The organism is Psychroflexus halocasei (genome assembly GCF_900107595.1).
Lineage (GTDB): Bacteria > Bacteroidota > Bacteroidia > Flavobacteriales > Flavobacteriaceae > Psychroflexus > Psychroflexus halocasei.
Map to the genome: position 1 here is coordinate 264,703 of NZ_FNQF01000002.1, position 25,892 is coordinate 290,594.

The 25,892-nt window shown below is 31.7% G+C and carries 26 protein-coding genes; 18 read left to right on the forward strand and 8 right to left on the reverse strand.

Features of this window, described 5'->3' with window-relative positions; translation table 11 throughout:
- Positions 1-12: 12 nt before the first annotated feature.
- From mazG to ruvX, 4 genes are all read right to left on the reverse strand, one after another.
- Positions 13-792: a nucleoside triphosphate pyrophosphohydrolase gene (gene mazG / locus BLV84_RS03250; protein WP_093239462.1), complete on the reverse strand. Its 780-nt coding sequence runs from the start codon at positions 790-792 to the stop codon at positions 13-15.
- 78 nt (positions 793-870) lie between these two features.
- Entirely contained in the window at positions 871-1,299 is a 429-nt protein-coding gene (locus tag BLV84_RS03255) for a DUF5606 family protein (protein ID WP_093239465.1), read from the reverse strand.
- A gap of 50 nt (positions 1,300-1,349) precedes the next feature.
- Complete coding sequence (def, locus tag BLV84_RS03260; RefSeq protein WP_093239468.1) at positions 1,350-1,940, reverse strand: peptide deformylase; 591 nt, start codon at positions 1,938-1,940, stop codon at positions 1,350-1,352.
- Positions 1,941-2,023: 83 nt separating this feature from the next.
- Complete coding sequence (gene ruvX / locus BLV84_RS03265) at positions 2,024-2,428, reverse strand: Holliday junction resolvase RuvX (protein ID WP_093239471.1); 405 nt, start codon at positions 2,426-2,428, stop codon at positions 2,024-2,026.
- 81 nt (positions 2,429-2,509) lie between these two features.
- Between ruvX and BLV84_RS03270 the strand changes: the two genes are divergently transcribed.
- Positions 2,510-3,325 carry a 2,3,4,5-tetrahydropyridine-2,6-dicarboxylate N-succinyltransferase gene (locus BLV84_RS03270; RefSeq protein ID WP_093239991.1) on the forward strand — a complete coding sequence of 272 codons (816 nt, stop codon included), beginning with the start codon at positions 2,510-2,512 and terminating at the stop codon, positions 3,323-3,325.
- A gap of 22 nt (positions 3,326-3,347) precedes the next feature.
- Positions 3,348-4,406, forward strand: a complete 1,059-nt coding sequence (locus BLV84_RS03275; RefSeq protein ID WP_093239474.1) for a glycosyltransferase family 9 protein — start codon at positions 3,348-3,350, stop codon at positions 4,404-4,406.
- Here the strand turns inward: BLV84_RS03275 and BLV84_RS03280 are convergent.
- Positions 4,387-5,205: a glycosyltransferase family 2 protein gene (locus tag BLV84_RS03280; protein ID WP_093239477.1), complete on the reverse strand. Its 819-nt coding sequence runs from the start codon at positions 5,203-5,205 to the stop codon at positions 4,387-4,389. The genes BLV84_RS03275 and BLV84_RS03280 overlap by 20 nt on opposite strands.
- 154 nt (positions 5,206-5,359) lie before the next feature.
- Between BLV84_RS03280 and BLV84_RS03285 the strand changes: the two genes are divergently transcribed.
- Positions 5,360-6,142 carry a glycosyltransferase family 2 protein gene (locus tag BLV84_RS03285; protein WP_093239480.1) on the forward strand — a complete coding sequence of 261 codons (783 nt, stop codon included), beginning with the start codon at positions 5,360-5,362 and terminating at the stop codon, positions 6,140-6,142.
- Here the strand turns inward: BLV84_RS03285 and BLV84_RS03290 are convergent, their stop codons facing one another.
- Positions 6,143-6,901, reverse strand: coding sequence for a Kdo domain containing protein (locus tag BLV84_RS03290; protein WP_093239482.1), 759 nt, complete (start codon positions 6,899-6,901; stop codon positions 6,143-6,145).
- Between the two features lie 109 nt (positions 6,902-7,010).
- On the opposite strand from BLV84_RS03290, the gene BLV84_RS03295 reads away from it, so the two are divergent.
- A complete protein-coding gene (locus BLV84_RS03295) occupies positions 7,011-7,808 on the forward strand; it encodes a glycosyltransferase family 2 protein (protein WP_093239485.1) in 798 nt (265 codons plus the stop codon).
- Here BLV84_RS03295 and BLV84_RS03300 read toward each other — a convergent pair.
- Positions 7,803-8,888, reverse strand: a complete 1,086-nt coding sequence (locus tag BLV84_RS03300) for a glycosyltransferase family 4 protein (RefSeq protein WP_093239488.1) — start codon at positions 8,886-8,888, stop codon at positions 7,803-7,805. The two genes, BLV84_RS03295 and BLV84_RS03300, sit on opposite strands and share 6 nt — an antisense overlap.
- A gap of 38 nt (positions 8,889-8,926) precedes the next feature.
- Here BLV84_RS03300 and BLV84_RS03305 point away from each other — a divergent pair, with 38 nt between their 5' ends.
- The 8 genes from BLV84_RS03305 to BLV84_RS03340 all read left to right on the forward strand — a co-directional run bounded on the left by BLV84_RS03305 (position 8,927) and on the right by BLV84_RS03340 (position 17,985).
- On the forward strand, positions 8,927-9,490 hold the full coding sequence (locus BLV84_RS03305) for an L-threonylcarbamoyladenylate synthase (protein WP_093239491.1): 564 nt from the start codon (positions 8,927-8,929) through the stop codon (positions 9,488-9,490).
- Between the two features lie 2 nt (positions 9,491-9,492).
- Positions 9,493-10,920 (forward strand): CCA tRNA nucleotidyltransferase, encoded by a 1,428-nt coding sequence (locus tag BLV84_RS03310; RefSeq protein WP_093239492.1) that lies wholly within the window; start codon positions 9,493-9,495, stop codon positions 10,918-10,920.
- Between the two features lie 89 nt (positions 10,921-11,009).
- Complete coding sequence (locus BLV84_RS03315; RefSeq protein ID WP_093239493.1) at positions 11,010-12,032, forward strand: COX15/CtaA family protein; 1,023 nt, start codon at positions 11,010-11,012, stop codon at positions 12,030-12,032.
- A 206-nt stretch (positions 12,033-12,238) separates the two neighbouring features.
- Complete coding sequence (locus tag BLV84_RS03320) at positions 12,239-12,760, forward strand: IS1096 element passenger TnpR family protein (protein ID WP_093239495.1); 522 nt, start codon at positions 12,239-12,241, stop codon at positions 12,758-12,760.
- A gap of 111 nt (positions 12,761-12,871) precedes the next feature.
- Positions 12,872-13,930 (forward strand): nucleoid-associated protein, encoded by a 1,059-nt coding sequence (locus tag BLV84_RS03325; protein ID WP_093239498.1) that lies wholly within the window; start codon positions 12,872-12,874, stop codon positions 13,928-13,930.
- 151 nt (positions 13,931-14,081) lie between these two features.
- Positions 14,082-14,330 carry a hypothetical protein gene (locus BLV84_RS03330; RefSeq protein WP_143521314.1) on the forward strand — a complete coding sequence of 83 codons (249 nt, stop codon included), beginning with the start codon at positions 14,082-14,084 and terminating at the stop codon, positions 14,328-14,330.
- A 27-nt stretch (positions 14,331-14,357) separates the two neighbouring features.
- The gene (locus BLV84_RS03335) at positions 14,358-15,836 is read left to right on the forward strand and encodes a carboxypeptidase-like regulatory domain-containing protein (RefSeq protein ID WP_093239506.1); all 1,479 of its coding nucleotides are present in this window, start codon (positions 14,358-14,360) and stop codon (positions 15,834-15,836) included.
- Between the two features lie 112 nt (positions 15,837-15,948).
- Positions 15,949-17,985 (forward strand): M3 family metallopeptidase, encoded by a 2,037-nt coding sequence (locus tag BLV84_RS03340; RefSeq protein WP_093239509.1) that lies wholly within the window; start codon positions 15,949-15,951, stop codon positions 17,983-17,985.
- A 58-nt stretch (positions 17,986-18,043) separates the two neighbouring features.
- Here the strand turns inward: BLV84_RS03340 and msrA are convergent, their stop codons facing one another.
- The gene (gene msrA / locus BLV84_RS03345; protein ID WP_093239512.1) at positions 18,044-18,571 is read right to left on the reverse strand and encodes a peptide-methionine (S)-S-oxide reductase MsrA; all 528 of its coding nucleotides are present in this window, start codon (positions 18,569-18,571) and stop codon (positions 18,044-18,046) included.
- A 139-nt stretch (positions 18,572-18,710) separates the two neighbouring features.
- Here msrA and BLV84_RS03350 point away from each other — a divergent pair, with 139 nt between their 5' ends.
- From BLV84_RS03350 to BLV84_RS03375, 6 genes are all read left to right on the forward strand, one after another.
- Positions 18,711-19,376: an ABC transporter ATP-binding protein gene (locus BLV84_RS03350; RefSeq protein WP_093239515.1), complete on the forward strand. Its 666-nt coding sequence runs from the start codon at positions 18,711-18,713 to the stop codon at positions 19,374-19,376.
- Positions 19,377-19,378: 2 nt separating this feature from the next.
- Positions 19,379-20,143, forward strand: coding sequence for a TIGR02757 family protein (locus BLV84_RS03355; RefSeq protein WP_093239518.1), 765 nt, complete (start codon positions 19,379-19,381; stop codon positions 20,141-20,143).
- Positions 20,144-20,254: 111 nt separating this feature from the next.
- On the forward strand, positions 20,255-21,340 hold the full coding sequence (locus tag BLV84_RS03360) for a DNA topoisomerase IB (RefSeq protein WP_093239521.1): 1,086 nt from the start codon (positions 20,255-20,257) through the stop codon (positions 21,338-21,340).
- A gap of 136 nt (positions 21,341-21,476) precedes the next feature.
- On the forward strand, positions 21,477-22,643 hold the full coding sequence (locus tag BLV84_RS03365; protein ID WP_093239996.1) for a porin: 1,167 nt from the start codon (positions 21,477-21,479) through the stop codon (positions 22,641-22,643).
- Between the two features lie 89 nt (positions 22,644-22,732).
- Positions 22,733-23,944, forward strand: a complete 1,212-nt coding sequence (locus BLV84_RS03370) for a sensor histidine kinase (protein ID WP_093239524.1) — start codon at positions 22,733-22,735, stop codon at positions 23,942-23,944.
- 33 nt (positions 23,945-23,977) lie between these two features.
- Positions 23,978-25,891: a BatA domain-containing protein gene (locus BLV84_RS03375; RefSeq protein WP_093239526.1), complete on the forward strand. Its 1,914-nt coding sequence runs from the start codon at positions 23,978-23,980 to the stop codon at positions 25,889-25,891.
- Position 25,892 lies beyond the last annotated feature (1 nt).

The following is a 25,892-nucleotide window of genomic DNA, read 5'->3' on the forward strand; positions in this document are numbered from 1 at the left end:
TTAATTCAGTTTTTAATCGTTTTTCTTAGCTTTTTCCCATATTTCGTCCATTTCAGTAAGACTCATTTGCCTTAAACTCATTTTTCGAAGTTCTGTTTCTTGTTCTAAATATTGAAATCTCTTGATAAATTTCTTGTTTGTTTGCTCTAAAGCATTCTCTGGATTGATCCCTAAAAAACGAGCATAATTAATCATTGAAAAAAGCACATCACCAAATTCAGCTTCCATTTTGTCTTGATTTGCTTCTTCAACTTCAGCTAAAAACTCATCAAGCTCTTCTTTTACTTTTTCGAAAACCTGATCAGGAGTATCCCAATCAAAACCAACTCCAGCAACTTTTTCCTGAATCCGACTTGCTTTAACCAATGCTGGCAGTGATCTTGGCACGCCTTCTAAAACTGATTTTTTTCCTTCTTTTAATTTGAGAGCTTCCCAATTCTTCTTAACGTCTTCTTCATTTTCAACCTTAACATCTCCATAAATATGTGGATGTCTATCAACTAATTTATTACATATGCGTTCTGCAACATCACTAAAATCAAATGTGTTTGTTTCACTAGCAATTTTGCTGTAAAAAACTAAGTGTAACAAAACATCACCGATTTCTTCCTTAACAGCCTCTTCATCTTTATCAAGAATTGCATCACCAAGCTCATAAACTTCTTCAATGGTTAAATGCCTTAAAGACTCCATTGTTTGCTTACGATCCCAAGGGCATTTTTCACGTAAATCGTCCATGATATGTAACAAACGCTCAAATGATTTCAGTTGTTTCGTTTTATCAGCTTTCATAAATTTATTTTTAAAATCAAAGAGCCTCAAAATCAAAATTCTGAGGCTCTTTAAATATTATCTGTGTCGTTTTCTAACTTATTCAGTTTCTGTAGCTTCTTTTTCCTCAGCTTCACTTTCTTCAGAAAAATCTAATAAATCACGTGTTTGAAGTAAGTTATACCATTGTATCACTTTCTTGATATCACTTGGGTAAACACGATCTTCATCATATTCTGGTAAAACTTCAGAGAAATAAGACTTTAACTCTGTGATTGCAGATTTATGAGAAATAGCTTCCTTCCCTTCTTCTTTTTCATTGATTTTTAGAAAAACTTCTTTTAAAGGAATTTCTTCTGTATAAGTATATATTGCAATTTCACTTAAAATGCTGACGTTGTTTTGAAGGTTAATCGGCATCTTTTTGTCATTCTCTAAAGACTTAATAATAAAGCCTCCTCTCGTTTTTGCCATTAATTCATATAAGCCAGGTTTTCCTGAAACTGCTAAGATTTTATCTAATTCCATATTTTTTATTTTACGCACAAATATGCGATATCAGTATTATTTTTCAAAATTTATCTGCGCTTTTTCAACTGAGGAAAACGCATTCTATAGTCCACTTTTACTTTACCTTTTGTAATATTATTGAGTTTTCCTTTGATCAATTTTCGTTTTAAACTTGAAAGTTTATCGGTAAACAAAATTCCTTCTATGTGATCATATTCATGTTGAACAACACGTGCTGCCAAACCTGATAATTCTTCAGTTTGCTTTTCAAAATTTTGATCATAATACTCAATCTTAATATTAGGCTGACGAAAAACGTCTTCTCTAACGTCAGGAATACTTAAGCAACCTTCATTAAAATCCCACGCATCACCATTTTCTTCTATAATAACCGGATTGATAAAAACACGTTTAAAGTCTTTCAACTCTGTTTCTTCATTTTCAATTAAATCGTCATCTTCAGCAAATGGTGAAGCATCAATCACAAACAAACGAATTGAAAGGCCTACTTGTGGTGCAGCCAAACCTACACCATGTGCATTGTACATGCTTTCCCACATATTCTCAATTAAGGTATCAAGTTTGGGATAATCCTTTTGTATTTCTTTAGCTTTTCTTTTTAAAACAGGATCGCCATAGGCGACAATTGGTAAAATCATTACTGAAAATTTTGTAGTGCAAATTTAAACATTCTCTTAGATATCACACATGAATAGCAGATTTATCCTTCTGACTAAATAGATTAATATAAGTAATTTTGCAAAATAATTGTTGCACTCACCTCATCAATTAGAGCTTTATTGCGCCGTTTTTTCTGACTCAAACCAGAATCAATCATGGTTTGAAATGCCATTTTAGAAGTAAAACGTTCATCGATGCGTTCAATTTTTATGCTGGGAAAGATTTTGTTCAAATCTTCTACTAAAAAACCTATGTTCTTCTCAAGAGCCATTGGGTTTCCATCAATATGTTTGGGCTCTCCAATGACGATGACATCAACTTTGTTTTTATGAATATAATCTTTCAAAAAAGGCATCAGTTCTTTGGTTTCAACAGTTTTTAATCCTGAAGCAATCATCTTCATATCGTCAGTCACAGCAATTCCTGTGCGTTTTATTCCAAAGTCTAAAGCAAGTGCTTGCGCCATTGATGTCATTTTTTACAAAGATAGCTTTTCAATTTCAATAGTAGAATTTACAAAATCTTATATTTGAAAAAAAATAGTGAAATGGAAGATTTAAAGCAAGTGATTTTAAAAGCTTGGGACAACAGAGATTTACTTAAAGATGAAAAAACCATTGCTTCGATTCGAGAAGTCATCAACAAAATTGACTCAGGTGAATTGAGATGTGCAGAGCCTACTTCAGATGGTTGGCAGGTCAATGAATGGGTTAAAAAAGCTGTTGTTCTTTATTTCCCAATTCAAAAAATGGAAACTTTAGAAGCTGGTATTTTTGAATATCATGATAAAATGCCGCTTAAAACTGGTTATAAAGAAAAAGGAATTCGTGTTGTCCCAAACGCTGTTGCACGTCACGGCGCTTACATTTCAAGCGGTGTGATTATGATGCCGAGTTATGTTAACATCGGTGCTTATGTTGACGAGGGAACCATGGTAGATACCTGGGCAACTGTTGGTAGTTGTGCACAAATTGGCAAAAACGTTCACCTCTCTGGTGGCGTCGGTATTGGTGGTGTTCTCGAACCTTTGCAAGCTTCACCAGTTATTATTGAAGACAATGCTTTTTTAGGATCAAGATGTATTGTTGTTGAAGGCATTCGTGTTGAAAAAGAGGCTGTTCTTGGTGCAAATGTTGTTTTAACGGCTTCTACAAAAATTATAGATGTCACTGGAGATTCACCTGTTGAAATCAAAGGAAGAGTTCCTGCGAGATCGGTTGTGATTCCTGGGAGTTATACCAAAAAATTCCCTGCTGGAGAATATCAAGTGCCTTGTGCATTAATTATTGGTCAACGTAAAGAAAGTACCAATAAAAAGACATCTTTAAACGACGCTTTAAGAACTTACGATGTCGCTGTCTAAACGATAAAAAAAAAGCTGATTTATGAAAATACTTGTCATTCAACAAAAAATGATCGGAGATGTCTTGATCAGCAGTTTGATTTGTGAAAACTTAAAAAAGAATTTTCCTGAATCAGAAGTTCACTATTTGGTCAATGCATTTTGTAAACCTGTGGTTCAGGGAAATCCTTATATCGACAAGTTTATTTTGTTTGAAGATCAATTTAGAAAAAGTAAAACTGAATTGTTCAAGTTTTTAGGTTCTATAAAAAGAGAAAAATATACCCATGTTTTTGATGCTTACGGAAAGATAGAAAGCAATCTCGTCTCGCTTTTCAGCAAAGCTTCCTTTAAAGCAAGTTACTACAAACCTTATACAAGCTGGATTTATCAAAAAACCTTCAAAGAATTATCCGTTAATCATTCAGAAGCTGGCACTGCCATTGACAACAGAATAAAATTATTAAAAACTTTAAAAGATGTCAAGGTTTACAACAATAAACCAAAAATATATCTGACTAAAGAAGAGAAAAATTCAGCTTCAGAAGTTTTTAAAAAGCATGGTTTATCAGGCCATAAAACCATCATGATTAGCTCAATGGGTAGTAATAATAGCAAGACTTATCCAATTGAATACATGGCTGAAGTTTTAGACTTTATTACTTCTCAAACTGATTTTGATCTGATTTTTAATTATTTACCACAGCAGAAAAAAGAAGTTCAAACATTATATGATCTCTGTTCTAAAAAAACACAACAAAAAATCAACCTTGAATTAACTGCTGAATCTTTAAGAGGATTTATGACGCTTTGCGATCAATGTAAAGCGATTATTGGCAATGAAGGTGGAACAATTAATATGGCAAAAGCTTTAGATGTGCCGAGTTTTGCAATATTTTCACCGTGGATTTTAAAGGATGGCTGGAACAGTTTTGAGAAAAATCATCCAAATGCTTCCGTACATCTCAATGATTATAAACCTGAGTTGTGTAAAGAACCAACTAAAATTTTAAAAGAAAAGTCATCTGAATTGTATCAAGCTTTTAAGCCTGAATTATTTCTACCTAAATTAGAGAGATTTATCAATCAGTATGTAAATTAAGACCATGGCTTGTTTTAATTCTTTTTAGAGATTTTGTTTCTGACCTAATAGCATCATTTTTCTGCCAAGCTTCATCAGTCACATAACCTCTTTCGTGCTCTAAATGAACAACAATTGCAAAATACCTGACGCGTTTTGCTTCTAAACCAGCGTTTTCAAGCCTTTCGCCAAACTCTCTGTCTTCGCCTCCATATTTCATACGTTCATCAAAACCATTAACCGAAAGAATATCTTTTTTCCAAGCAGATGCATTCCCACCATTCCATGTGGCTTTAGTTGGCGTAATAAAATTCATTAAATGTGTGACACCTTTATTTTTGCTAAGTTTTACATTCTTAAAATTAGACTTTAAACCTTTAGATTTTAACCAATCTATGTCAAAACATCTTTGAGATTGAATATCACTTTCATCAATCAATTCAGAAATTTCCATACTTAAGGGGAAATGCCCACCAGATAAAAATGTTGATTCTTCTCTGTTTCTAAGATGAGATTTTACAAAATCTTTTCGAGGAACACAGTCACCATCTGTGAAAATAAGATAATTTGTAGATGAAGCAATAATGGCTTTATTTAAGATTCGCGTTTTCTGAAAACCTTCATCAGGATGCCAAACATGATTAATCGTCAAATCGGTTTGTTTTTGAATCTCGTTAAGCATTTCAGCTGTTTCTGGACCAGAACCATCATCAGCGATCACAATTTCAAAATCCTTAAAATCTTGACATGCATAACCTATCAGAACTTTCCTTAACCATTCTGGTTTGTTATATGTGCTGATAATAACTGAGGCTTGCATTATTTAAAAATTTTGACAAAAATAGAAGTTTAATTCAATTTAAGTTTGATTTTAAAAATGATTTAAGGTTTTAAAAAATCAAAAATTATTTTAGAGACTCATCACAATAGTTTAGTTTTGCGTACTTTGTAGTTATTCAAAGTAAAACTTCTTAATGTCTCAAATTAAGCCTAAAATCACTGGATTGATAATCACGCTTAATGAAGAAAGAAATATCAAATCTGTTATTGAAAATCTTCATTTTGTGGATGAAATCATTGTACTAGACTCATTTTCAACTGATAAAACAATTGAAATTATTAAGACATTTCCTAATGTGAAGCTTTATCAAAATAAGTTTAAAAACTTTACAGATCAGAGAAACTTAGCACTTTCTTATGCCGAAAATGAATGGATTTTATTTTTGGATGCAGATGAAAGAATTACACAAAAACTTAAAGATGAAATTTTAAATGAAATACAAAAGCCGCAAACAGCTGATGCTTATTTTTTCAAAAGAAAGTTTAAATTTAAAAACAAAAATCTAAATTTTAGTGGTTGGCAAACTGATAAAAACGTAAGATTATTTAAAAAATCAAAAGCAATCTACACGAAAGAAAGGTTGGTTCATGAAATTTTATCAGTTAACGGCAGTACAAAAACTTTAAAAAACAAGCTGATTCATTATTCATATCTTGACTATCAATCCTACAAAGCAAAAATGATCAGTTATGCTCATCTCAAAGCTCAAGAATTACATCAAAAAGGCGTAAAACCTAACTTTTATCATTTTATAATCAAACCTGCTTATAGGTTTTTTCATAGCTACTTTATACGTCTTGGCATTTTGGATGGGAAAAAAGGAATCATTATCTGCTACCTCAATGCTTTAAGTGTTTATCACAGATACCCTGAACTCAAAAGATTGAATGCTTTGCCTGAAAAATCGACTGCTTGATTATTTCTTCCAGAATTTGATTTTCTTTTTCAAACGTTGTTTTCGCTGGAATTTTGCTTGAAACTCAACCGTATAAAACCACATTTTTTCAAAAACTTCTTCAAAAGGTCGTTGAGATAGTTTAGCGTATTCATCACTCATGATTTCAACCATAATTTTGTGTGGCGTGAGTCTCCTCATATTACGCATACGATCATCAAAATTTAAAGATCTAAAATTCATTCTGTTTAAATCTACCAACTTAAAGCCGTATGAATTTTCATTTTCAAAAATGAGCGTATTACCTGGAGAATGATCTAAAAACTCAACTTCTTTCTCATGTAAATCAAAAGAAAAAGCTGTAAAAGCTCTTAATATTTTCTCGTGATTATCTATTTCTGAATCGTGAACTAAGTCACGATAAGTATATTTTGGTTCATCATGAAAACTGATGTAATAAGAATCCTTTAAGCCTAAACCACCATAATTTTCAATATAAGCCACTGGTTTTGGCGTTCCTATTTCTAAAGAAATTAATTTATTTGCAAATTGAAAAGAACGTTCGGCTTTCGATTGACGCACATATCGATACGCAAATTGGTTCATCGCATTTGGCGTTTTAAAGGCTTTAATGTTTATTTTCTGTCCTTTAAAATCAAATAATTTAATCCGGTTTCTGTCGCCATTTCCAAAATCTTCACCAGAGTTCTGAAAATTTTCGATGAAAGACAAGAGTTCTTCTTTGTCTTCTTGGTAAATCGGATTAAATACTGCTCGCATAATAAATTATAAAATCGCAAATTTAGCTTTATTCATTTTTTAAAAAAGGATGTAGCACAATAATTTTATAATTATAAAAATTATCTACTTTTGTTAAAAATCGCTTAATATGTCAAACAAACTCCAATGCAGCCTAGTCACGCCTACATATAATTGGCCCGAAGCGCTTGAACTTTTGTTACTTAGTATTTTAGATCAAACTCAACTACCTGACGAAGTGATTGTTGCTGATGATGGTTCAACTGAAGAAACTAAAAATTTAATTGAAAAGTTTCAAAAGAATTTTCCAGTGCCACTAATTCACGTTTGGCATGAAGACAAAGCAAATCGCAAGCCTCGTATTATGAATCAAGCGATTGCTAAGGCTAAATATCCTTATATTGTTGAAATAGATGGTGATATTATTATGCATAAGAATTTTGTGAAAGATCATCTGAATTTTGCGAAAAAAGGTCTTTATCTTTATGGTTCAAGGGCAAACATTCAAAGAGAACATCTTGAGGAATTGATTGAAAAAAAGCAAATTCATTTTAATTATTTTTCAAAAGGTATTAAAAAACGTGGAAGGACTTTACATTTTCCAGCACTAACAAATATCTATAAACCTGTTGATGAACGCTCACGAAAATTACGTGGTTGTAATATGTCTTTTTGGCGAGAAGATTTTATCAAAGTGAATGGTTTTAATGAAAACCTCGTTGGCTGGGGAATCGATGATTCTGAAATGATTCAGCGATTACATAATATTGGTATCAAAGGTAAGCGCCTGAAATTTGCAGGAATTGCTTATCATATTTACCATAAAGAACAATCGAAATCTCATATTGATATCAACAGAGAAATAGAAGAACAAACTACTGAGAAAAAGCTGACTTATTGCGAAAAAGGCGTTGATCAGTTTTTATAATTTCTTATAAATTTCTTCAACTTTTTCAGCTTGTAACTCAGAAGTGAAGTTTTTAAGTACAAAATCTTTATTGGCTTCTAAAACTTCATCAAACCTTGTTTTATTTTTATATAAATCTAAAATAAACTCTGCTAATAGCTTGCTATTTTTCACATCAGCGATATAGCCATTTTCAGTATGATTAATTAAAAGTTCTGAAATTCCGACTCTGGTCGTGACAACTTTAGTTTTGAAATAAAAAGCTTCCAACAATGAAGTCGGTCCGCCTTCACGCTCAGAAGTTAGCAAGAAAACATCAAAATAATCATGTAATAAATACGCCTGATTAAATTGATTTAAAAATAAAACATGCTTTTCTAAATTTAATTCTTTTACTCGATTTTGATATTCTGGAGTTAATTTTGAAAATCCGCCAACTTGCACAAATTGAATATCTTTTATTTGATAATGGTTCACAAGTTGGTCAGCGACATCAATAAATGTGTCTAAATCTTTGGCAGCTGAATGATTTGCGATATTGCCAACTGTAAAGATTGATGAATCAAATGGAGGTTTAAAGTCTTTTGGAAAATCTTCAAATTCTATATTAAATGAGTCATGAACAACTTTAAGTTTAGCTTGGTTTTTTTTAGAAAGCATCATTTTAAATTCATTTTTGACATAATCTGAAACACAAATAATTTGATTAATTTGAGAAAAATTATATTTCAAACGACTCAAGAAACTTGAACTTCTGCCTATTCCTTTTTTTTCAAAAATAAGTTTGGCTTTAAAGCGATATTTAAATGAAGTATAATAAGCCAAAGTTAATGCATCACTCGTGTGCAAGTGAATGACATCAGGCTTTATTTTTTGAATATATTTCTTAAATGAAGTTGTATTTTTAAAAGATTTCAATTTAGGATGCTCAGCACATTCAAAATGAATATCATAATCCTCAAAAGCTTTATTAATTTTAGAATCCTCTACACCAAAAACATAATTTTCTAGATCATTTTTGTTTAAATTTGTCACCAAATTAAAGAGTTGTTGCTCGTTGCCTCCCCATATTTTTGCACCAGTAACGTGTAAAACCTTCATTTAATTTTTTTTGTAAATTTTAGCATTTTATCCACTTTATGCAAGCAGAATTAAAAAAATCAGAGCAAATTCTAAAAGATGGCAAGCTCCTCCTCTATCCAACCGATACGGTTTGGGGTATTGGCTGTGATGCCACAAACCCTGACGCCGTTCAAAAAGTTTATAACCTTAAGCAGAGAGATGATTCTAAAGCTTTAATTTGCTTAGTGTCAAGCGTAGAGATGCTAAAAGATTATGTTGATTATGTGCCTGCAGAAGCTGTTGATATTATTTTAAAAAACACAAAAAAGCCAACAACAATTATTTATTACGCCAATGAAAAATTAGCGCAAAATCTTTTAGCTGAAGACAATTCGGTAGCTGTTCGTGTCAGTCAATCAGAGTTTTGTCAACGCCTCATTAATAATTTTGGTAAACCTATTATTTCGACCTCAGCAAACATCAGTGGCGTTTCAACTCCTCAAAATTATAATGAAATACAGCCTGAAATTTTAAAAGGCGTTGACTATGTTGTAAATTTGCAAAAATCTAAAAAAAATGCACAGCCTTCTCAAATTTTAAAGATTGATAAGTCTGGACAAATTCACGTGATTCGACCATAAATATGCCTGATAATAATTATTCCAACGCTCTTGAACATGAGATTTTTAGCTACATCACAAAAGCTGCTGACCACCTAAAAGTTGATACTTATGTAATTGGTGGCTTTGTAAGAGATTTTTTCCTGAAACGTCAAAACAAAATGGACATTGATATTGTCTGTGTTGGCGATGGCATTGCATTAGCAAAAGAAGTCGCAAGTTTATTGCCTAATAAACCCAAAGTACAAGTTTTTAAAACTTTCGGAACGGCAATGTTAAAAGCTTTTGACCTGGAAATTGAGTTTGTCGGTGCGCGAAAAGAATCCTATTCTGAAGATAGCAGAAAGCCCAGCGTTGAAAAAGGAAGTTTAAGTGATGACCAAAATCGTCGTGACTTTACAATTAATGCATTGGCACTTCAGCTCAATTCAGAAAAATTTGGAGAATTACTCGATCCTTTTGATGGTTTAGAGCATCTCAAACAACAACTCATCATCACGCCATTAGATCCAGATGAAACCTATTCTGACGATCCTTTGCGTATGTTGAGAGCAATTCGTTTTTCAGCACAGCTTAACTTTTTTATCGATCCTAAATCTTTGGATTCTATCGAAAAAAATGCTGAGCGTTTAAAGATTATTTCTAACGAACGCATCGTTACTGAAATCAATAAAATACTATTGACAGAAAAACCTTCAACAGGTTTTAAACTGCTTCATAAAACAAAACTATTGCCACTCATTTTGCCTGAACTGACTGCTCTTGAAGGCATTGATGAAAAAGATGGTCAAAAACATAAAGACAACTTTTGGCACACCTTAGAAGTTGTCGATAATATTTCTCAAGAAACAAACAACCTTTGGTTACGCTGGGCTGCTTTACTTCATGATATTGGCAAAGCGCCGACAAAACGTTTTAGTAAACGTGTGGGTTGGACTTTCCACGGACATGAATTTGTTGGTTCAAAAATGGTTTATAAATTATTCAAACGTCTTAAAATGCCATTGAATGATAAGATGAAATTTGTTCAAAAGCTTGTTTTATTGAGTTCAAGACCTATTGCTATTGTTGATGATAACGTAACTGATTCTGCCGTAAGACGCTTAATTTTAGACGCTGGAGATTATTTTGAAGATTTAATGATGCTTTGTGAAGCCGATATTACAACTAAAAACCCGAAGCGTTATAAAAAATATCATAACAACTTCAAGATTGTAAGACAACGCGTGAGGGATGTTGAAGAACGTGACCACATTCGTAATTTTCAACCTCCTATTTCTGGGCAAGAAATCATGACTATTTTTGACATCAAACCTTGTCGAGAAGTTGGTACTTTAAAAGACACAATCAAGGAAGCAATTTTAGAAGGTGATATTCCAAATGAATATGATGCTGCCTATCAATTTATGCTTAAAAAAGCTGAAGAATTAGGTCTCAAACAGAAAGCATAAATTTCTTAAAAATAAGTAAAACAAACTCAAAATTTAGATGCATTAATTTGCTTAAGCGTAACTTTGCGTGATCTTAATAAAATGGGTTAATGGCAACAAAAAGAAAAGACAACAAAACGGTCATCGCTTGGTTAATTACTGGCTGCGTTTTATTGTTTATTATGGTTTTAGTGGGTGGTATTACCAGGCTCACAGATTCTGGTTTATCGATGTCTAATTACAAATTAATTTCGGGAACAATACCGCCTATATCAGATGCTGAATGGCAAGACGCCTTTGAGCATTATAAACAATTTCCTGAATACAATGCTTACAACACACATTTTGAGTTAGAAGATTTTAAAGCAATTTACTTTTGGGAATGGTTCCACAGAGTTTTAGGACGCTTAATCGGTTTGGTTTTTATCATTCCTTTCCTCTACTTTTTATTGACAAAACAATTAACAAAGTCAACGATTAAAAAATCTATCGGACTTCTCATGCTCGGAGGATTTCAAGGTTTTTTAGGTTGGTTTATGGTTAAAAGTGGATTAGTCGACCAACCTGATGTCAGTCATTTTAGATTAGCAGCTCACTTAACAACAGCTTTTATCACTTTCGCTTTAACGCTTTGGGTTGCTTTAGATCTGATTTATCCTCATCGAAAACCAGCAATCAAACCGATGAAGAATTGGATTATTGGAGGGATTTCAGTTTTACTAATTCAAATAATTTACGGTGGTTTTGTCGCTGGTCTTAAAGCTGGACTTTTACACAATCATTGGCCATTGATGAATGAAGGTATGTTTATGCATGATACCGTTTATTTATTAGAACCTTTTTATAAAAATTTGATCGAAAACCCTAGCGGAATTCAGTTTATTCACAGAACACTGGCTTATATTGTTGTTTTATTTGTCTTTATCATTTGGTTTAAATCTAGACAATTCAAATTAAATTCGACTCAAAAATTCAGTGTGAATATTCTTGTCTTTTTAGTGATCATGCAATTTGCACTTGGTGTTTATACAATTCTATATAAAGTCCCGCTTTCATTAGGATTAGCGCATCAAATAGGTGCTTTTTTCTTAATCTCAGCAATGGTTTTTTCATTACATAGATTTAGTAAATAAATGAAAAGACAGCATTTACTTAAGAAATATCAGTTCAAAATTTAATCATAAAACTGAAAGCAACTTTTCTATTCTAGATTTTATTAAGAACTTTGCAACTCAAATTTTAAAACTGAGAAGTTCAACTTTAAACTTTCTTCGTTATTTAAATTTTATTATTTATCACTGCTTAAAAAGCAAAAAGTATCATCAATAAAAAGAGCTTCATGATTTTTAAATTTAGAATAATACTTGACACTTTAGACGACATTTTTAGAGATATTGAAATCAGAAAAACCGATACGCTTGAAGATTTGCACAATGCTATTGTTCAAGCTTTTGGATTTGATGGAACCGAAATGGCTTCATTTTACAAAAGTGATGAGGAATGGAATCAAGGCGAAGAAATCGTTTTACACGATATGAGCGGTGGCGAAGAATCAGTGTTGATGATGAATGAAACACCAATTGAAGATGCTTTTTCTGAAGACAACACGAAAATGATTTTTGTTTACGACTTCTTCAGCATGTGGACGTTTTATGTTGAATTAGCAGACATTGCTGAACCTATTGATGGCCAAGATTACCCAAATCTTATGTTTGCTCAAGGTCATTTACCAGAAAATCCACCTGAAAAAAGTTTTGAAGCAGAGAAGCTTGATGAAGACGATGATTTTGACGACAATGAAAGTTTTAATGATAGCTTTGAAAATCTAGATGATTTTGATTTCGATCAAAACTGGAATTAATCAACATTATTTTTTTACTGATATTATCAGTTTTAACAATTATTATTTTTTGGAGTTTAACAAAGATGAAAATCTATTTTAAATTTCGATATTTAACCAATAAATCTTTCTATGTTAAATTTATATAGTGCACGAATTGAAAGCATGTCAATACATCGTGTTGGTAATAAAAGCCGTAACGAAAGTTTATTTCTTTCAGAAGAACCTTTCGAACTTTCTGATGAATTAACACCTTTAATCAAAGAGTATTTCCTTAAATCTTTTAGAGATAAAGAAGAAAATTACTATCAGTTTGTTCATGAAACAGACTTAGAGTTTCATAATCTTTACAATTTAGCAAATGAGATTTTTAATAATCCATCAAAGACTCATGAGATTTCTAAAAAGATCACAACTTATCTTTTTGAACAATCGATGCACCAACATATTAAAGGGGGAGAAGTTTATGTGGTTTATTTTGAAAACGTTTTAGTTGATAACGAAAAAGTGAATGCTATTGGCATTTTTAAATCGGAATTAAAACATGATTTTTTACAATTTGAAGAAAACCAAAACAACCTCGATTTAATTTTGCAACAAGGCGTTTACCTCAATAAATTAGATAAAGGCGCGTTGATTTTAGAAACCGAAAAAGAGCAAGGTTATAAAGTTCTTTCTGTTGACTCTAATAAATACGATACTAAATATTGGCTAGAGCAGTTTTTAGGCGTTGACTTTTTTGAAGATGAAAATTTCTACACCAAAAAATATTTGAAATTTTGTGAAAACTTCGCCAAAGATGTGGTTTTGCCGGCTGAAGATAAACAGCAAGAAGTGATGTTTATGAATAAAGCCATGAATCACTTTGCTTCGAACGATAACTTTAACGAGCAAGAATTTTTAAAAGATGTGATTGAAAACCCTGATTTAGAACCTGAGTTTAAAAACTATAAAACTGAGCAAGCACCTAAATACAAAATTGAAGATCTGGCTGAATTTCCGATCTCAAATACGGCTGTGACGGCCGCTCGTAAAAAAATAAAAAGCGTAATTAACTTAGATACAAACGTTCAAATTAAAATGGATTTCGTGAACGGAGATAGCGCTGATAAATACATTGAAAAAGGTTGGGACGAAGACAGACAGATGTATTACTACCTTGTTTATTTCAATAAAGAAGAAAAGAAATAGGAATCAACTTCTAATAGATTCTAAAAATTTAAAAAGCATCAAATCATAAAGGTTTGATGCTTTTTTGCTTAAACAAATAATAACATATAAAATAAATTTCACTCTTAAAGTTAAAAAAACTAAGTTTGTTTAACTCATTAAATGATTTATGATGACAAAAGCAAAATTCTACTTTTTTCTCTTTTTTATATTTTCTATTCAAGCCTTCAGTCAGGAAACTGAAACAACACCAATCATCCAAACTGTCATTTCAAGTGGTTTTGGCTTAGGAACTGTACTTGCCGTTGTCACCTCTTGGGAAAGAAATAAATCAGTTTTACTGGCTTTTCTGCACGGAATTTTCAGTTGGCTTTATGTGATCTATTTTGTAATCACAAGAAAAAAAAGTGAGCGTAAATAATAGGTTTTTAGCCTTTAAAACATCAATATGAAAATAAAATACTTATTCGTTTTAGTCGTCGTTTTTCTATTTTTCAAAACGAATGCACAAAATTTACGCGGAACTATTCTGGATAAATCAACTCAAGAAACGATTCCCTTTGCGACAATTCAGTATGGCAAAAATAATGGCGTTATCAGTAATATTGAAGGTAAATTTAGCATTGACACCACCAGAACTCGCAACATAGATAGTTTAAAAATATCTAGCATGGGTTTTAAAACCTTCAGTTTGGCTTTAGTAGATTTTAGAGACAACGATAGTATTTACTTGACACCAGCCATCAATGAATTATCAGAGGTTTTTTTGAGAGACGACAGCTTTACTGCAAGAGAATTAATTGATCTTTTCATTAAAAAAAAAGACAGTAATTACGTGACTGATGCAAGCCAACTTCAAGTTTTTCAAAGGACAGAATACCAAACAAAATTTAAAGATTACGGCTTTGAACTTACAAAAGCTAATTACATCAAAAAATCGACACGAAAAGAAATTAACAGAGATTTAGAAGAAACCTCAAAGACCGTTATCGGCTCAAACACGACATATTTCAGGGAAAGATTAGTTGATGTCTATCTCAACGAGAAAGATTCCTTAAAGATTATTCCACAAAAAGCTATTAAAATTGTTTCGTCGGATGCTGACCAAGACATTGAAGAAATTCAAACCAAAGCTTTTAAAAAAATATTTGAAAAATTAGAAAATTCCAATAGTTTTAAAGTGAGAACTTTTATCATCACAGTTGAAGATTCCTTGGATTTATCAAAAATCAATAAACAACTGGAAAAAAGAGTTGATAGCACGAAAACGAAAAATATCAGAAATTCCTATAAAAGTTTTTTACCTCAACTAAATTTCAAAACAGGATTGTTTGAGCCACTATCTGAAGTTGATGATTACAGTTTTAAAATTGAAGATGTCACAAGTTTTAATGGTGAAATGGTCTATATCATCAATTTTGAACCAGACAGAAACCGAGCAAAATACAGAGGAAAACTTTACATCACTGCAGAAAATTATAGCATTGTCAAATTTCAGAGACAGCTTGTCGAAGGCAAAAGTGAACAAAAATTAAACCTTAAGTTTCTATTCGGTGTAAAATTCGATAGCTATAGAAATAATTTAGAAATGATGTATTTCAAAAATGCTGAAGGCAAATATTATCCAAAATATATCAAACAGACCGATGGGCAGTATTTCTATGTCGATAGAAAGTTTATTTTTAAAGAAAATGAAGACAACCGTCGAGAAAGAATGAAATTTAAATTAAACATTTTAGCTGAAGTCAATAACTTTACTTCTGATGAATTTTTTATTATTTCAGAAAATAAAATAAACAAAAATCAATTTGATGGGATTAAAGAAAACGAAGGCATCATCATCAAAGAGTTTGATCGCTATCCTTCTTCTTTCTGGAAAAACTATAATGTTATTGAAGCCACAGATAAATTAAAAAACTATGAGTAAGTTTAAATAATTCCCTGATAAAATGATCACTAACTCTAAGTTTTGAGTTAAAATTAAGAACTCTACTCTACTCTGATTTGTATCTTTACAAGTTCTAAAAAAAGAACGAAATATGAGTCAGGACAATCCATTATTACAACATTTTGAATACCCTCCTTTTTCAAAAATAAAAAACAAACACTTTAAACCTGCCATTGAGCAAGCGCTTAAGGATGCCAGAAAAGATATCACTACCATCGCTGAACAAAGCGCTGAACCTACTTTTAAAAATACACTTGAAGCACTTGAATTTGCTGGCGATCAGTTAGGCAAAGTGACACGTATTTTCTTTAATTTAAATTCAGCTGAAACGAATCCTGAGATTCAAAAAACAGCGCAAGAAGTTTCTCCATTACTGAGTGAGTTTTCAAATGATTTGCTTTTAAACGAAAAATTATTCGCGCGAATCAAATCTATTTATAATCAAAAGAGCGAACTTGATTTAAATCACGAGCAAGAAAGATTATTAGATAAAGTTTACAAAAACTTCACTCGCAACGGTGCCAATTTAGAAAAAGAAAAACAAGCACAGCTTCGTGATATTGATAAACAATTGTCTCAACTTTCGTTACAATTTGGGGAAAATGTTTTAGCAGAAACCAACGCTTTTGAACTTCATATTGAAGATGAAAAAGAGCTTGATGGTGTTCCAGAATCAGTAAAAGATTCAGCACAAACACTTGCAAAAGAAAAAGAAGTTTTGGGTTATATCTTAACTTTAGACTTTCCGACCTATCTGCCTGTGATGAAATTTGCTAAAAGCAGAAATCTCAGAGAAAAAATGCTCAAAGGTTTTGGTGCTAAAGCCTTCAAAGACAATGAATACAACAATACTGAAAATGTTTTAAAAATCGTCAAACTCAGGTATGAACGCGCGCAATTATTAGGTTTTGAAACACATGCCGATTTTGTTCTTCAAGAACGCATGGCAAAAACTCCTGAAAATGTGATGTCGTTTTTAAATGAAATCTTGACAAAAGCAAAACCAGCTGCGATTAAAGAATTTGATGAATTAAAATCTTTCGCAGAAAAAACTGATCAAATAACAGATTTTCAAAAATGGGATCAAGCTTATTATTCTGAAAAACTCAAGCAAGAAAAATTCGACTTAAATGAAGATGAACTCAAAGAGTATTTTGAATTAAATAATGTGATTGACGGACTTTTTAAAGTTGCGCACAAACTTTACCAAGTCAATTTTAAAAAAAATAAAACCATTGATGTCTATCATGAAGATGTTCTTGTTTTTGATGTGACTGATGATAATGGAAAATTTTTAGCCACTTTTTATGCTGACTTCCATCCACGTGCTGGAAAACGTGATGGCGCATGGATGACTACCTACAAAGATCAATATGTCAAAGATGGAAAAGAAGAACGTCCACAAGTATCCATTGTTTGTAATTTCACAAAACCATCAGCAAAGCAACCGTCATTGTTGACTTTCATGGAAGTCACAACATTGTTTCACGAGTTTGGTCACGCTTTACACGCGATGCTTGCTAACACTTTTTACCCTTCATTATCTGGTGCATCGGTTTATTGGGATTTTGTAGAACTTCCTAGCCAATTAATGGAAAATTGGTGTTACGAACACGAAGCACTCGAATTGTTTGCAAAGCATTACAAAACTGAAGAAGTTATCCCGCAGGAATTGATTGAAAAAATCAGAAAATCTTCAAACTTTATGGAAGGCTTACAAACCATCAGACAGGTAAGTTTTGGGCAATTAGATATGTCTTGGCACAACCTTAATCCATGCGAAATCACTGATGTGAAAGCTCATGAAAATAAGGCATTCAAAGAAACTTCTCTCCTGCCCGATATTCCTACAAACTGTATGAGCACAGCTTTTGGACATATTTTTCAAGGTGGTTATTCTGCAGGTTATTATTCTTATAAATGGGCTGAAGTTTTGGATGCAGATGCATTCGAATTATTTAAAGAAAAAGGAATTTTTGATTCAGAAACAGCTCAAAAATTTAAAGAAAATGTCTTACAGCAAGGCGGCACAAAAGATCCGATGGAATTGTACAAAAACTTTAGAGGACAAGAACCAAACCCTGATGCTTTATTGAGGCGTGCTGGTTTACTTGAAAATAAGAAATAGATAATTTTTAATAATTAAAGCTGCTTTAGAAGTATATTTACACTCTAAAGCAGCTTTTTTATTCTGATAATAAATGCTGAAAACTTTCCCTGAGTTTTTTCAATTTAGGTTCAATGATTAATTGGCAATATCTAAATTCAGTATTATTTTGATAAAAATTCTGGTGTTCAAATTCAGCAACATAAAATTCTTTAGCAGCTGAAAGTTTTGTCACTATTTTTCCATCAAAAACATTCTCATTTAATTTTTTAATCACAGCTTCAGCAATTTCTTTCTGTTGTGCATCATGGTAAAATATTTCGCTGCGATATTGCTCACCAACATCATAACCTTGACGATTTAGAGTTGTTGGATCGTGAGTTGTAAAAAAAACATGCAAAAGCGTTTCATAATCAATTTTTGTATCATCATAATCAAGCTGAATCGCCTCAGCGTGACCAGTTCTTCCCATCACGACTTCTCGATAAGGCGGATTTTTAATTTGACCTCCTGTAAAACCAGATTCAATATTTTCGACAAATTTAAGGTGTTGAAAAACAGCTTCAGTACACCAAAAACAGCCATTAGCAAAAGTTGCTTTTTTCATAATAATAAAATTAGATTTCAAAGTTCTTACAAAATTAATGAGCAAAGACCAGGCTCTTTAGGAATTAACGATAAATTAGTAGCCGATAAAGGAGGCTTTTAAAAATATTATTAAGAATTTTGAAGAAGAAATTAATCTCATGATAAAGGCGAAAAATATCTTTAAGCATTACAAAGATCTCAGGGTTTTAAATGGTGTAAATATTGATGTGAAGAAAAGTGAAGTCATATCAATTGTTGGTGCTTCAGGTGCAGGAAAAACGACTCTGCTTCAAATTTTGGGAAGCCTTGAAAAAGCTGATCAAAAAGATGAAACATCAATCATTGTTAATGGTACAGATTTAACGCAACTTAAAGAAAAAAAACTCGCCAAATTCAGAAATGAAAACATCGGATTTATTTTTCAGTTTCATCAGCTTTTACCAGAATTTTCAGCGCTAGAAAACGTTTGCATTCCTGCATTTATTAAAAAAACTCCTACAGCTAAAGCTGAAAAAAGAGCTTTGGAGCTCTTGAAATTTTTAGGCCTTGAAGATCGCGCTCAACATAAACCAAATGAATTAAGCGGTGGTGAACAACAACGTGTGGCTGTTGCTAGAGCTTTGATTAATGAACCTGCTGTGATTTTTGCTGATGAACCTTCAGGAAATTTAGACTCAAAATCTGCTGAAAATTTGCATCAACTTTTCTTCGATTTAAGAGATCAATTTGGGCAAACTTTTGTAATTGTCACGCACAATGAAGAGTTAGCAGATTTAGCCGATAGAAAATTGACGATGCAGGATGGACAAATTGTAGAAGATTAAGTATGACTTCAAAAGAACTTCAATCTTTCCTTGACGAAAAAGTTGAGCTTTATAATAGACCGAAGTTTATCACCACTGATCCTATTTATATTCCGCATCAATTTCAGAAAAAAGAAGATATTGAAATTGCAGGTTTTCTGATTGCAACTATTGCTTGGGGCAACAGAAAATCTATCTTAAAAAATGGGCAAAAACTGCTTCAAATTCTGGATTATGAGCCACATGATTTTATTTTAAATCACACAAAAAATGATTTCAAAGCTTGTGATGGATTCGTCCATAGAACATTTAATGCCGAAGATTTAAAATATTTTTTAACAGCATTAAAATCACTCTATCAAAAATATGAGTCACTTGAGAATATTTTTGCACAACATCTTCCAGAGAAAAATTTACAAGAAAGCGTTCATCATTTTAAACAAGAATTTTTCAGTTTACCACATCAAAAAAGAACTGAAAAGCATGTGAGCGATCCTTTAAAAAAATCGGCAGCAAAACGCATTAATATGTATTTAAGGTGGATGGTAAGGCAAGATTCAAAAGGTGTTGATTTTGGTTTATGGACAAAGATAAGTCCGAGTCAACTCTCCTGCCCTTTGGATGTTCATTCAGGTCGCGTTGCCAGAAAACTGGGCTTATTAAATCGTAAACAAAACGATGCGAAAGCAGTTTTGGAACTCGACAACAATTTAAAAAAATTAGACCCTAAAGATCCTGTTAAGTATGATTTTGCTCTTTTTGGTCTAGGTGTTTTCGAAGCTTTTTAAAATTGATAATTCTCAATATATAGAGTTGAACAATTCTTAAAGTTCGAAAAATAAGTTTATCGTATCGTAAATTTCGTTTTACTTTATAGATTCATCAATTATTTAAATAAATTGAGATTATCTAACCAAGAACTAAAGGAAATCTTACAGAAGCCAGAAGAGTTTATCGATATGGCAAACCTTGTTTATATCAACGATGAAGATTTATGCATCACAAGACATAAACACGGGCGTGGTTTTTATTACAAAGACAAATCTGGACAAAAAATAACTCAAGCTGATGAGAAAAAACGCATTAAAGCTTTAGTCATTCCTCCCAATTGGAAAGATGTTAGAATCACAAGTATCATAAATGGTCACTTACAAGCTGTTGGTAGAGATGATAAAAAAAGAAAGGTTTATCTCTATCATCAATCTTGGACAGAGTTTAAAAATCAAACCAAGTTTTATAAAATGCTTGCTTTCGGAAATCAATTGACGAAAATAAGAAAACAAGTAGAGAAAGATTTGAGTTTAAAAGGTATGCCAAAGCAAAAAGTGATTGCTTTAGTGATACGTTTAATGGAAGAAACACACATCAGGATTGGGAATCATTATTATGCGCAAAAAAATAAAACTTACGGTTTATCGACATTGCGTTCAAAACACGTTAATATCAGTAAAGATTTATTGGCTTTGGATTTCATCGGTAAAAAAGGCAAAGAACACCATATAGAAATTACAGATAAAAATTTGATTGAACTGGTTCAAAATTGTGAAGAAATTCCAGGTTGGGAATTATTCAAATATTATGATGAAACTGGTGATAAACAAATTATTGACAGCGGTTTAGTTAATAAATATATACAGAATAGTTGTGGCGAATTTTTCTCAGCAAAAGACTTTAGAACTTGGGCAGCGACTAAAATTTATTTTGAAACACTTAAGGATTTTGATATGACTGAAGATGAAAAAAAGCAACAAAAAAATATCATTTCAGCTTTAGACAAAGCAGCAGAAGCTTTAGGAAATACAAGAGCTGTTTGTAAAAGTTATTACGTGCATCCAGTGGTTACGGAGAAATATCTTGATGGGAGTATTAAAACTTATTTTGATCAAGTTGATAAACGAAAAGAAAATCAAAACTCAAGTTTATCTAATACAGAAGAAATATTAATCGATCTTATGAAAGATTTCGAACTTGATTTATCTGATTAATTTTAATCAACCCAAAAACCAACAATATTTACTCTTAAGCTTATTTAATCAAAGAATTTCTTTAAGTTTAAAAAATCGGTAATGGTTAAATTTCATTATTATCAAAAACATAATGACAGTTTCAAATCAAACTAACATGAATTTTACTTTAAAAGTTTTATCATTCTGTGCTGCCTTATTCATAATTTCGTTTAATTCATATTCTCAGTCTCAAGACTCAACATCAAGACCTCTGATATCATTTGATAAAATTAAATTTTTAGAAAATATCGATATGACTTTTGATATGCGAATGGGAATGCAGGCCTATACTTTTAGAGGTGGTGATAAATATTACAACGGAGTACAATTTAAAAATGAACATACCGCACTTGGTATTTCTGCAAAAGTTCATGAAAAAGTTGATTTACATTTCAGAAATCGTTTTAATAAAGGAAGTGATGTTCAAACGCTTGATCAATTGGGCAGTAACATCGAGTTGGCTTATATCAATGTCAAAGCTACCGATCAATTGAATATTTTACTTGGTAAAATGAATACCTTTTATGGTGGTTACGAGTATCAATATAGCGCCATGAATATTTTGGAATATAATGATATTTACAGTAGAGCTTTGGCTTATGTGACTGGAGCTGGGATAAGATTTCAAGCTTTTGAAAATCATAATTTTGGCTTGCAAATCTTAAATTCTCGAACAATGCATTATGACGATTTGTATGGCGATATAGCTGCTTATAATGTAGAGGAGCCTGACTGGCCTGTTGCTGTTGTTGGGAACTGGAATGGTCGTTTCTTTGATGGTAAATTACAAACAAACTACAGTGCCAGTTATTCAAATCAAGTCAAAAGCAGAGGAACATATTTCTTTACAGTTGGCCACAAATACCAAAGCAAAAAATTCTCAATCATGTATGATTTTGAGTACAGCTATGAACAAATCGATACAAAAGGAATCATGACAGATATTATTCAAAACGATAATGTTGCTGAAGACGTCAGATATATTGAAAACTGGATGCGAGCAGAATATCAATTTAATGATAAATTTAAAGGCTTGTTGACCTTAATGACAAGTAGTGCATACGGAAATTTTGAAAATGAGAAAGATCATACAAGAACAAGTTATGGTGTTATCCCAACGCTGTATTTCAGTCCATTTAAAGACATTGATATTAGGTTTTACATCGCTTATATCGGTCGTTATTATGATTACACTGACTATGCAAAAGAAACTTTTAATGTGTCAAATTACAATAAAAATGAAGCCAGAATAGGCTTTATAGCACCTTTTAAAATTCTGTAAACATCTTAATTTTCAGCTTTATTTTAAAGCAATATGAAGTTGAATCAATGATGAGAATTTTTCGTAAATTGCGCATATATTTTTAAACTATGCAGTCATCTCCCCTAACCTTAAAAGAGCAAAAGCGAATAGAAGCTCTCAAATCATTGAATATACTTGATTCAGAAAACGAGCGAGAGTATGATGATATTACAGATTTAGCTGCTGCAATTTGTGACACACCAATTGCAATTGTGTCTTTAGTTGACAGACATAGGCAATGGTTTAAAGCTAAAATAGGTATTGACATTTGTGAAGTAGACCGTGAGCATTCCTTCTGTACACATGCTATTGAGAATCCATACGAAATTATGGAAGTTAATGATGCAAGATTAGATCCTCGTTTTAAAGATAATCCATACACTTTTGGTGACGATGCAATTATCTTTTATGCTGGCGCTCCGCTCATTGATTCCGATGGTAATGCCCTAGGTACACTTTGTGTTATCGATCACAAACCTCGCAAACTGACTGACATCCAGCTTTCTAGTCTAGATAAACTTGCGAAACAAGTTGTTAAACTATTTAAGCTTCATGCATACAACTCTCATCTTAAGGATAAAGAAACTGAACTTAAGGAAACCAATACAAAACTCAAAAATTTTGCTGGTGTCGTTTCTCATGATATGAAAATGCCTTTAGCTAATATGATTGTGACTTTTGATATTTTAAAAGCTAAATATGCTAAAAATTTAGATGAAGGTGGGCTAGAATATTTATCAAACTTAAAGCAATCTGCTTTTAAAATGAGTGACTATATCACAAATATTCTCGCTCACTATGAAAGTGACTATATCACAAATGAAGCTGGATTGCATCAGGTTTTTGACATCCATGAATTGCTAGAAAATATTGAGGAAATGCTCGATATTAATGATAACTGTGAAATCGAATTCCCTGAGCATAATAGAGAAATCAAAGCCAATAAAATAGCTTTAGAACAAATTTTTCTAAACTTAATCGGGAATAGTATCAAGTATAACGATAAAGACGTCATCAAGATTAAAGTTGCTTTTGAAGAAGATAATTATAATTATTATTTCAGTATTCAAGATAATGGAATTGGTATTCCTGAAGAAGAAAAAAAACGTGTTTTTGAGTTGTTTTCAACGGTTGCCTCTGAAGATCGAAATGGGAATATCGGAAATGGTATTGGTTTATCAACAGTTAGAAAACTCATCTTTAATCTTGGAGGAAAAATAGATATAAAATCCAAAGTAGGAATAGGAACGACAATCAAATTTTCAATTGAAAAGAAATAATCATTAGTTTGCGTTATAAAAAAGTATTGACTCATGGTTTTTAAAAATCCTGATATTCTTTATGCATTATTTGCACTTCTGATCCCAATACTCATACATTTATTTCAATTCAGACGCTACAAAACAGTTTGGTTTTCAAATGTTCACGCCCTAAAAGATTTAAAAAAACAATCAAGAAAAAGTAGAGAACTCAAAAAGCTATTAATACTCTTAACACGTCTTTTAGCTTTAACTGCTTTAATTTTAGCTTTTGCAGAGCCTGAAATTCCTGCTCAAAAAGAAGAAGAAGAAAATCAATTAGCTATTTATTTAGACAATTCACTCAGCATGCTTGTTGAGCATCAAAACTTGACTTTATTATCCAGAGCTAAACAAGATTTACTAGCTAATTTACCAGTTGACAAAGTATTTACCCTATACTCAAATGATGAAATTTTTAGAGACTTAAAAGCTGATGAATTAGAAGATATTTTACTCAAAATCAGGCCAACTGAGATAAATCTTTCGCCTAAAAACTTATATTTAAAGCTTAAGACTGAAGCCGATAAAAGCAATCAGAGGATAAGTTTTATTTATATTTCGGACTTTTTGAATATTGAGAATACTGAAGATTTAAAATCACCAACCGAGACTATATCAACTAATTATTATCAACCAGAATTTAGTGATATTCAAAATATCAGTATAGAAAATGCACAACTCAAATCTGATAGAGAACTTGAGGTAGCGTTACATTCAAATCTTAACAACTCTCAAGGAAGTTTATCTCTTCTAAATAAAGAACAACTTATTGGCAAATTAGATGTACAGTTTAAAAATGAAAGTGAGAAAGAGTTAATTTTTAAAGTTAATCCTAATGATTTAAAAAATGCTGAACTTCACTTAAATCAAGACCAATTAGCTTATGATAACACTTTTTACTTGCATCAAAGTCAGAAAGCTCTAAAAAGAATTTTATCTATAGGAGAACAGAAATCTGAGTTTATTAAAAGAATTTTTAATGATCAATCTAAATATGAACTCAACATAAAAGACCAAACAAAAGTTGAACTCATTGATATACAAAGCGCTGATTTGATTATTCTAAATGCTTTACCTGAGATTTCAACTAGCTTGAAAGCGAGTCTAGAGCAAGCCTTGAAAAATCAGCAGAATGTTATTATCATTCCAAGTCATTCTGAAGGTGCACAGCAAGAATATCTGAGACTGAATTTTGGTGGAACTCAAATTTTTAAAACTCATCTAAATCAAGAACAAAAAATAACTAAAATTAATTTTAAACATCCACTTTATAAAGATGTTTTCACAGATCAAATTCAAAATTTCGATTATCCAAATACCAAGCAATCTTATAAGATTACTTCGAACTTTCAACCGATTTTGAGTTACGCTAACCGAAGTGCATTTCTATCACATCGAGATCATTTATTTGTTTTTGCTGCTGATTTTAGTAAGGAAAACAGCAACTTTAAACAATCACCCTTAATTATCCTAAGCTTCATAAAAATCAGTGAATATAAAAATAAAACGCAAGATTTATTTTACATCAGTGGTGATAAAAATGAAGTTAAATTTGACGTTCAAATTCCTAAAGATCAAATTCTAAAACTCGTAAAAGAAGATCAAGAATTTATCCCTGAACAAAGAAATTTTGGACAAAATATCACATTAAACTTAGCGAGTTTAAAGCTTGAAGCTGGTCATTATGCTTTAATGAATGATAAAGATACTGTTGCTCAAATGAGTTTTAATACCACCCGAGAGGAAAGTCATTTTGAAAAAGATAACCATGAAATCATTTCAAAAAATTTAACGCAAAACTCTTTACAAGAAATTTTCACAAATTACAATGCGGAGTATAATGCTATCGCTCTTTGGAAATGGATGCTTATTTTTGCAATTATCTGTTTCTTAGCAGAAATACTTTTAATTCGGTTTTTAAAATAAA

What these genes read in the sequence shown, in the direction of transcription:
- BLV84_RS03330 (WP_143521314.1), top strand. Translation starts at nt 14,082, where the DNA reads ATGACAAAAGCAAAATTCTACTTTTTTCTCTTTTTTATATTTTCTATT.
- BLV84_RS03370 (WP_093239524.1), top strand. Translation starts at nt 22,733, where the DNA reads ATGCAGTCATCTCCCCTAACCTTAAAAGAGCAAAAGCGAATAGAAGCT.
- BLV84_RS03375 (WP_093239526.1), top strand. Translation starts at nt 23,978, where the DNA reads ATGGTTTTTAAAAATCCTGATATTCTTTATGCATTATTTGCACTTCTG.
- BLV84_RS03320 (WP_093239495.1), top strand. Translation starts at nt 12,239, where the DNA reads ATGATTTTTAAATTTAGAATAATACTTGACACTTTAGACGACATTTTT.
- mazG (WP_093239462.1), bottom strand. Translation starts at nt 792, where the DNA reads ATGAAAGCTGATAAAACGAAACAACTGAAATCATTTGAGCGTTTGTTA.
- BLV84_RS03300 (WP_093239488.1), bottom strand. Translation starts at nt 8,888, where the DNA reads ATGAAGGTTTTACACGTTACTGGTGCAAAAATATGGGGAGGCAACGAG.
- def (WP_093239468.1), bottom strand. Translation starts at nt 1,940, where the DNA reads ATGATTTTACCAATTGTCGCCTATGGCGATCCTGTTTTAAAAAGAAAA.
- BLV84_RS03255 (WP_093239465.1), bottom strand. Translation starts at nt 1,299, where the DNA reads ATGGAATTAGATAAAATCTTAGCAGTTTCAGGAAAACCTGGCTTATAT.
- BLV84_RS03295 (WP_093239485.1), top strand. Translation starts at nt 7,011, where the DNA reads ATGTCAAACAAACTCCAATGCAGCCTAGTCACGCCTACATATAATTGG.
- BLV84_RS03290 (WP_093239482.1), bottom strand. Translation starts at nt 6,901, where the DNA reads ATGCGAGCAGTATTTAATCCGATTTACCAAGAAGACAAAGAAGAACTC.
- BLV84_RS03335 (WP_093239506.1), top strand. Translation starts at nt 14,358, where the DNA reads ATGAAAATAAAATACTTATTCGTTTTAGTCGTCGTTTTTCTATTTTTC.
- ruvX (WP_093239471.1), bottom strand. Translation starts at nt 2,428, where the DNA reads ATGGCGCAAGCACTTGCTTTAGACTTTGGAATAAAACGCACAGGAATT.
- BLV84_RS03355 (WP_093239518.1), top strand. Translation starts at nt 19,379, where the DNA reads ATGACTTCAAAAGAACTTCAATCTTTCCTTGACGAAAAAGTTGAGCTT.
- BLV84_RS03310 (WP_093239492.1), top strand. Translation starts at nt 9,493, where the DNA reads ATGCCTGATAATAATTATTCCAACGCTCTTGAACATGAGATTTTTAGC.
- BLV84_RS03280 (WP_093239477.1), bottom strand. Translation starts at nt 5,205, where the DNA reads ATGCAAGCCTCAGTTATTATCAGCACATATAACAAACCAGAATGGTTA.
- BLV84_RS03305 (WP_093239491.1), top strand. Translation starts at nt 8,927, where the DNA reads ATGCAAGCAGAATTAAAAAAATCAGAGCAAATTCTAAAAGATGGCAAG.
- BLV84_RS03325 (WP_093239498.1), top strand. Translation starts at nt 12,872, where the DNA reads ATGTTAAATTTATATAGTGCACGAATTGAAAGCATGTCAATACATCGT.
- msrA (WP_093239512.1), bottom strand. Translation starts at nt 18,571, where the DNA reads ATGAAAAAAGCAACTTTTGCTAATGGCTGTTTTTGGTGTACTGAAGCT.
- BLV84_RS03275 (WP_093239474.1), top strand. Translation starts at nt 3,348, where the DNA reads ATGAAAATACTTGTCATTCAACAAAAAATGATCGGAGATGTCTTGATC.
- BLV84_RS03315 (WP_093239493.1), top strand. Translation starts at nt 11,010, where the DNA reads ATGGCAACAAAAAGAAAAGACAACAAAACGGTCATCGCTTGGTTAATT.
- BLV84_RS03285 (WP_093239480.1), top strand. Translation starts at nt 5,360, where the DNA reads ATGTCTCAAATTAAGCCTAAAATCACTGGATTGATAATCACGCTTAAT.
- BLV84_RS03350 (WP_093239515.1), top strand. Translation starts at nt 18,711, where the DNA reads ATGATAAAGGCGAAAAATATCTTTAAGCATTACAAAGATCTCAGGGTT.
- BLV84_RS03365 (WP_093239996.1), top strand. Translation starts at nt 21,477, where the DNA reads ATGAATTTTACTTTAAAAGTTTTATCATTCTGTGCTGCCTTATTCATA.
- BLV84_RS03270 (WP_093239991.1), top strand. Translation starts at nt 2,510, where the DNA reads ATGGAAGATTTAAAGCAAGTGATTTTAAAAGCTTGGGACAACAGAGAT.
- BLV84_RS03340 (WP_093239509.1), top strand. Translation starts at nt 15,949, where the DNA reads ATGAGTCAGGACAATCCATTATTACAACATTTTGAATACCCTCCTTTT.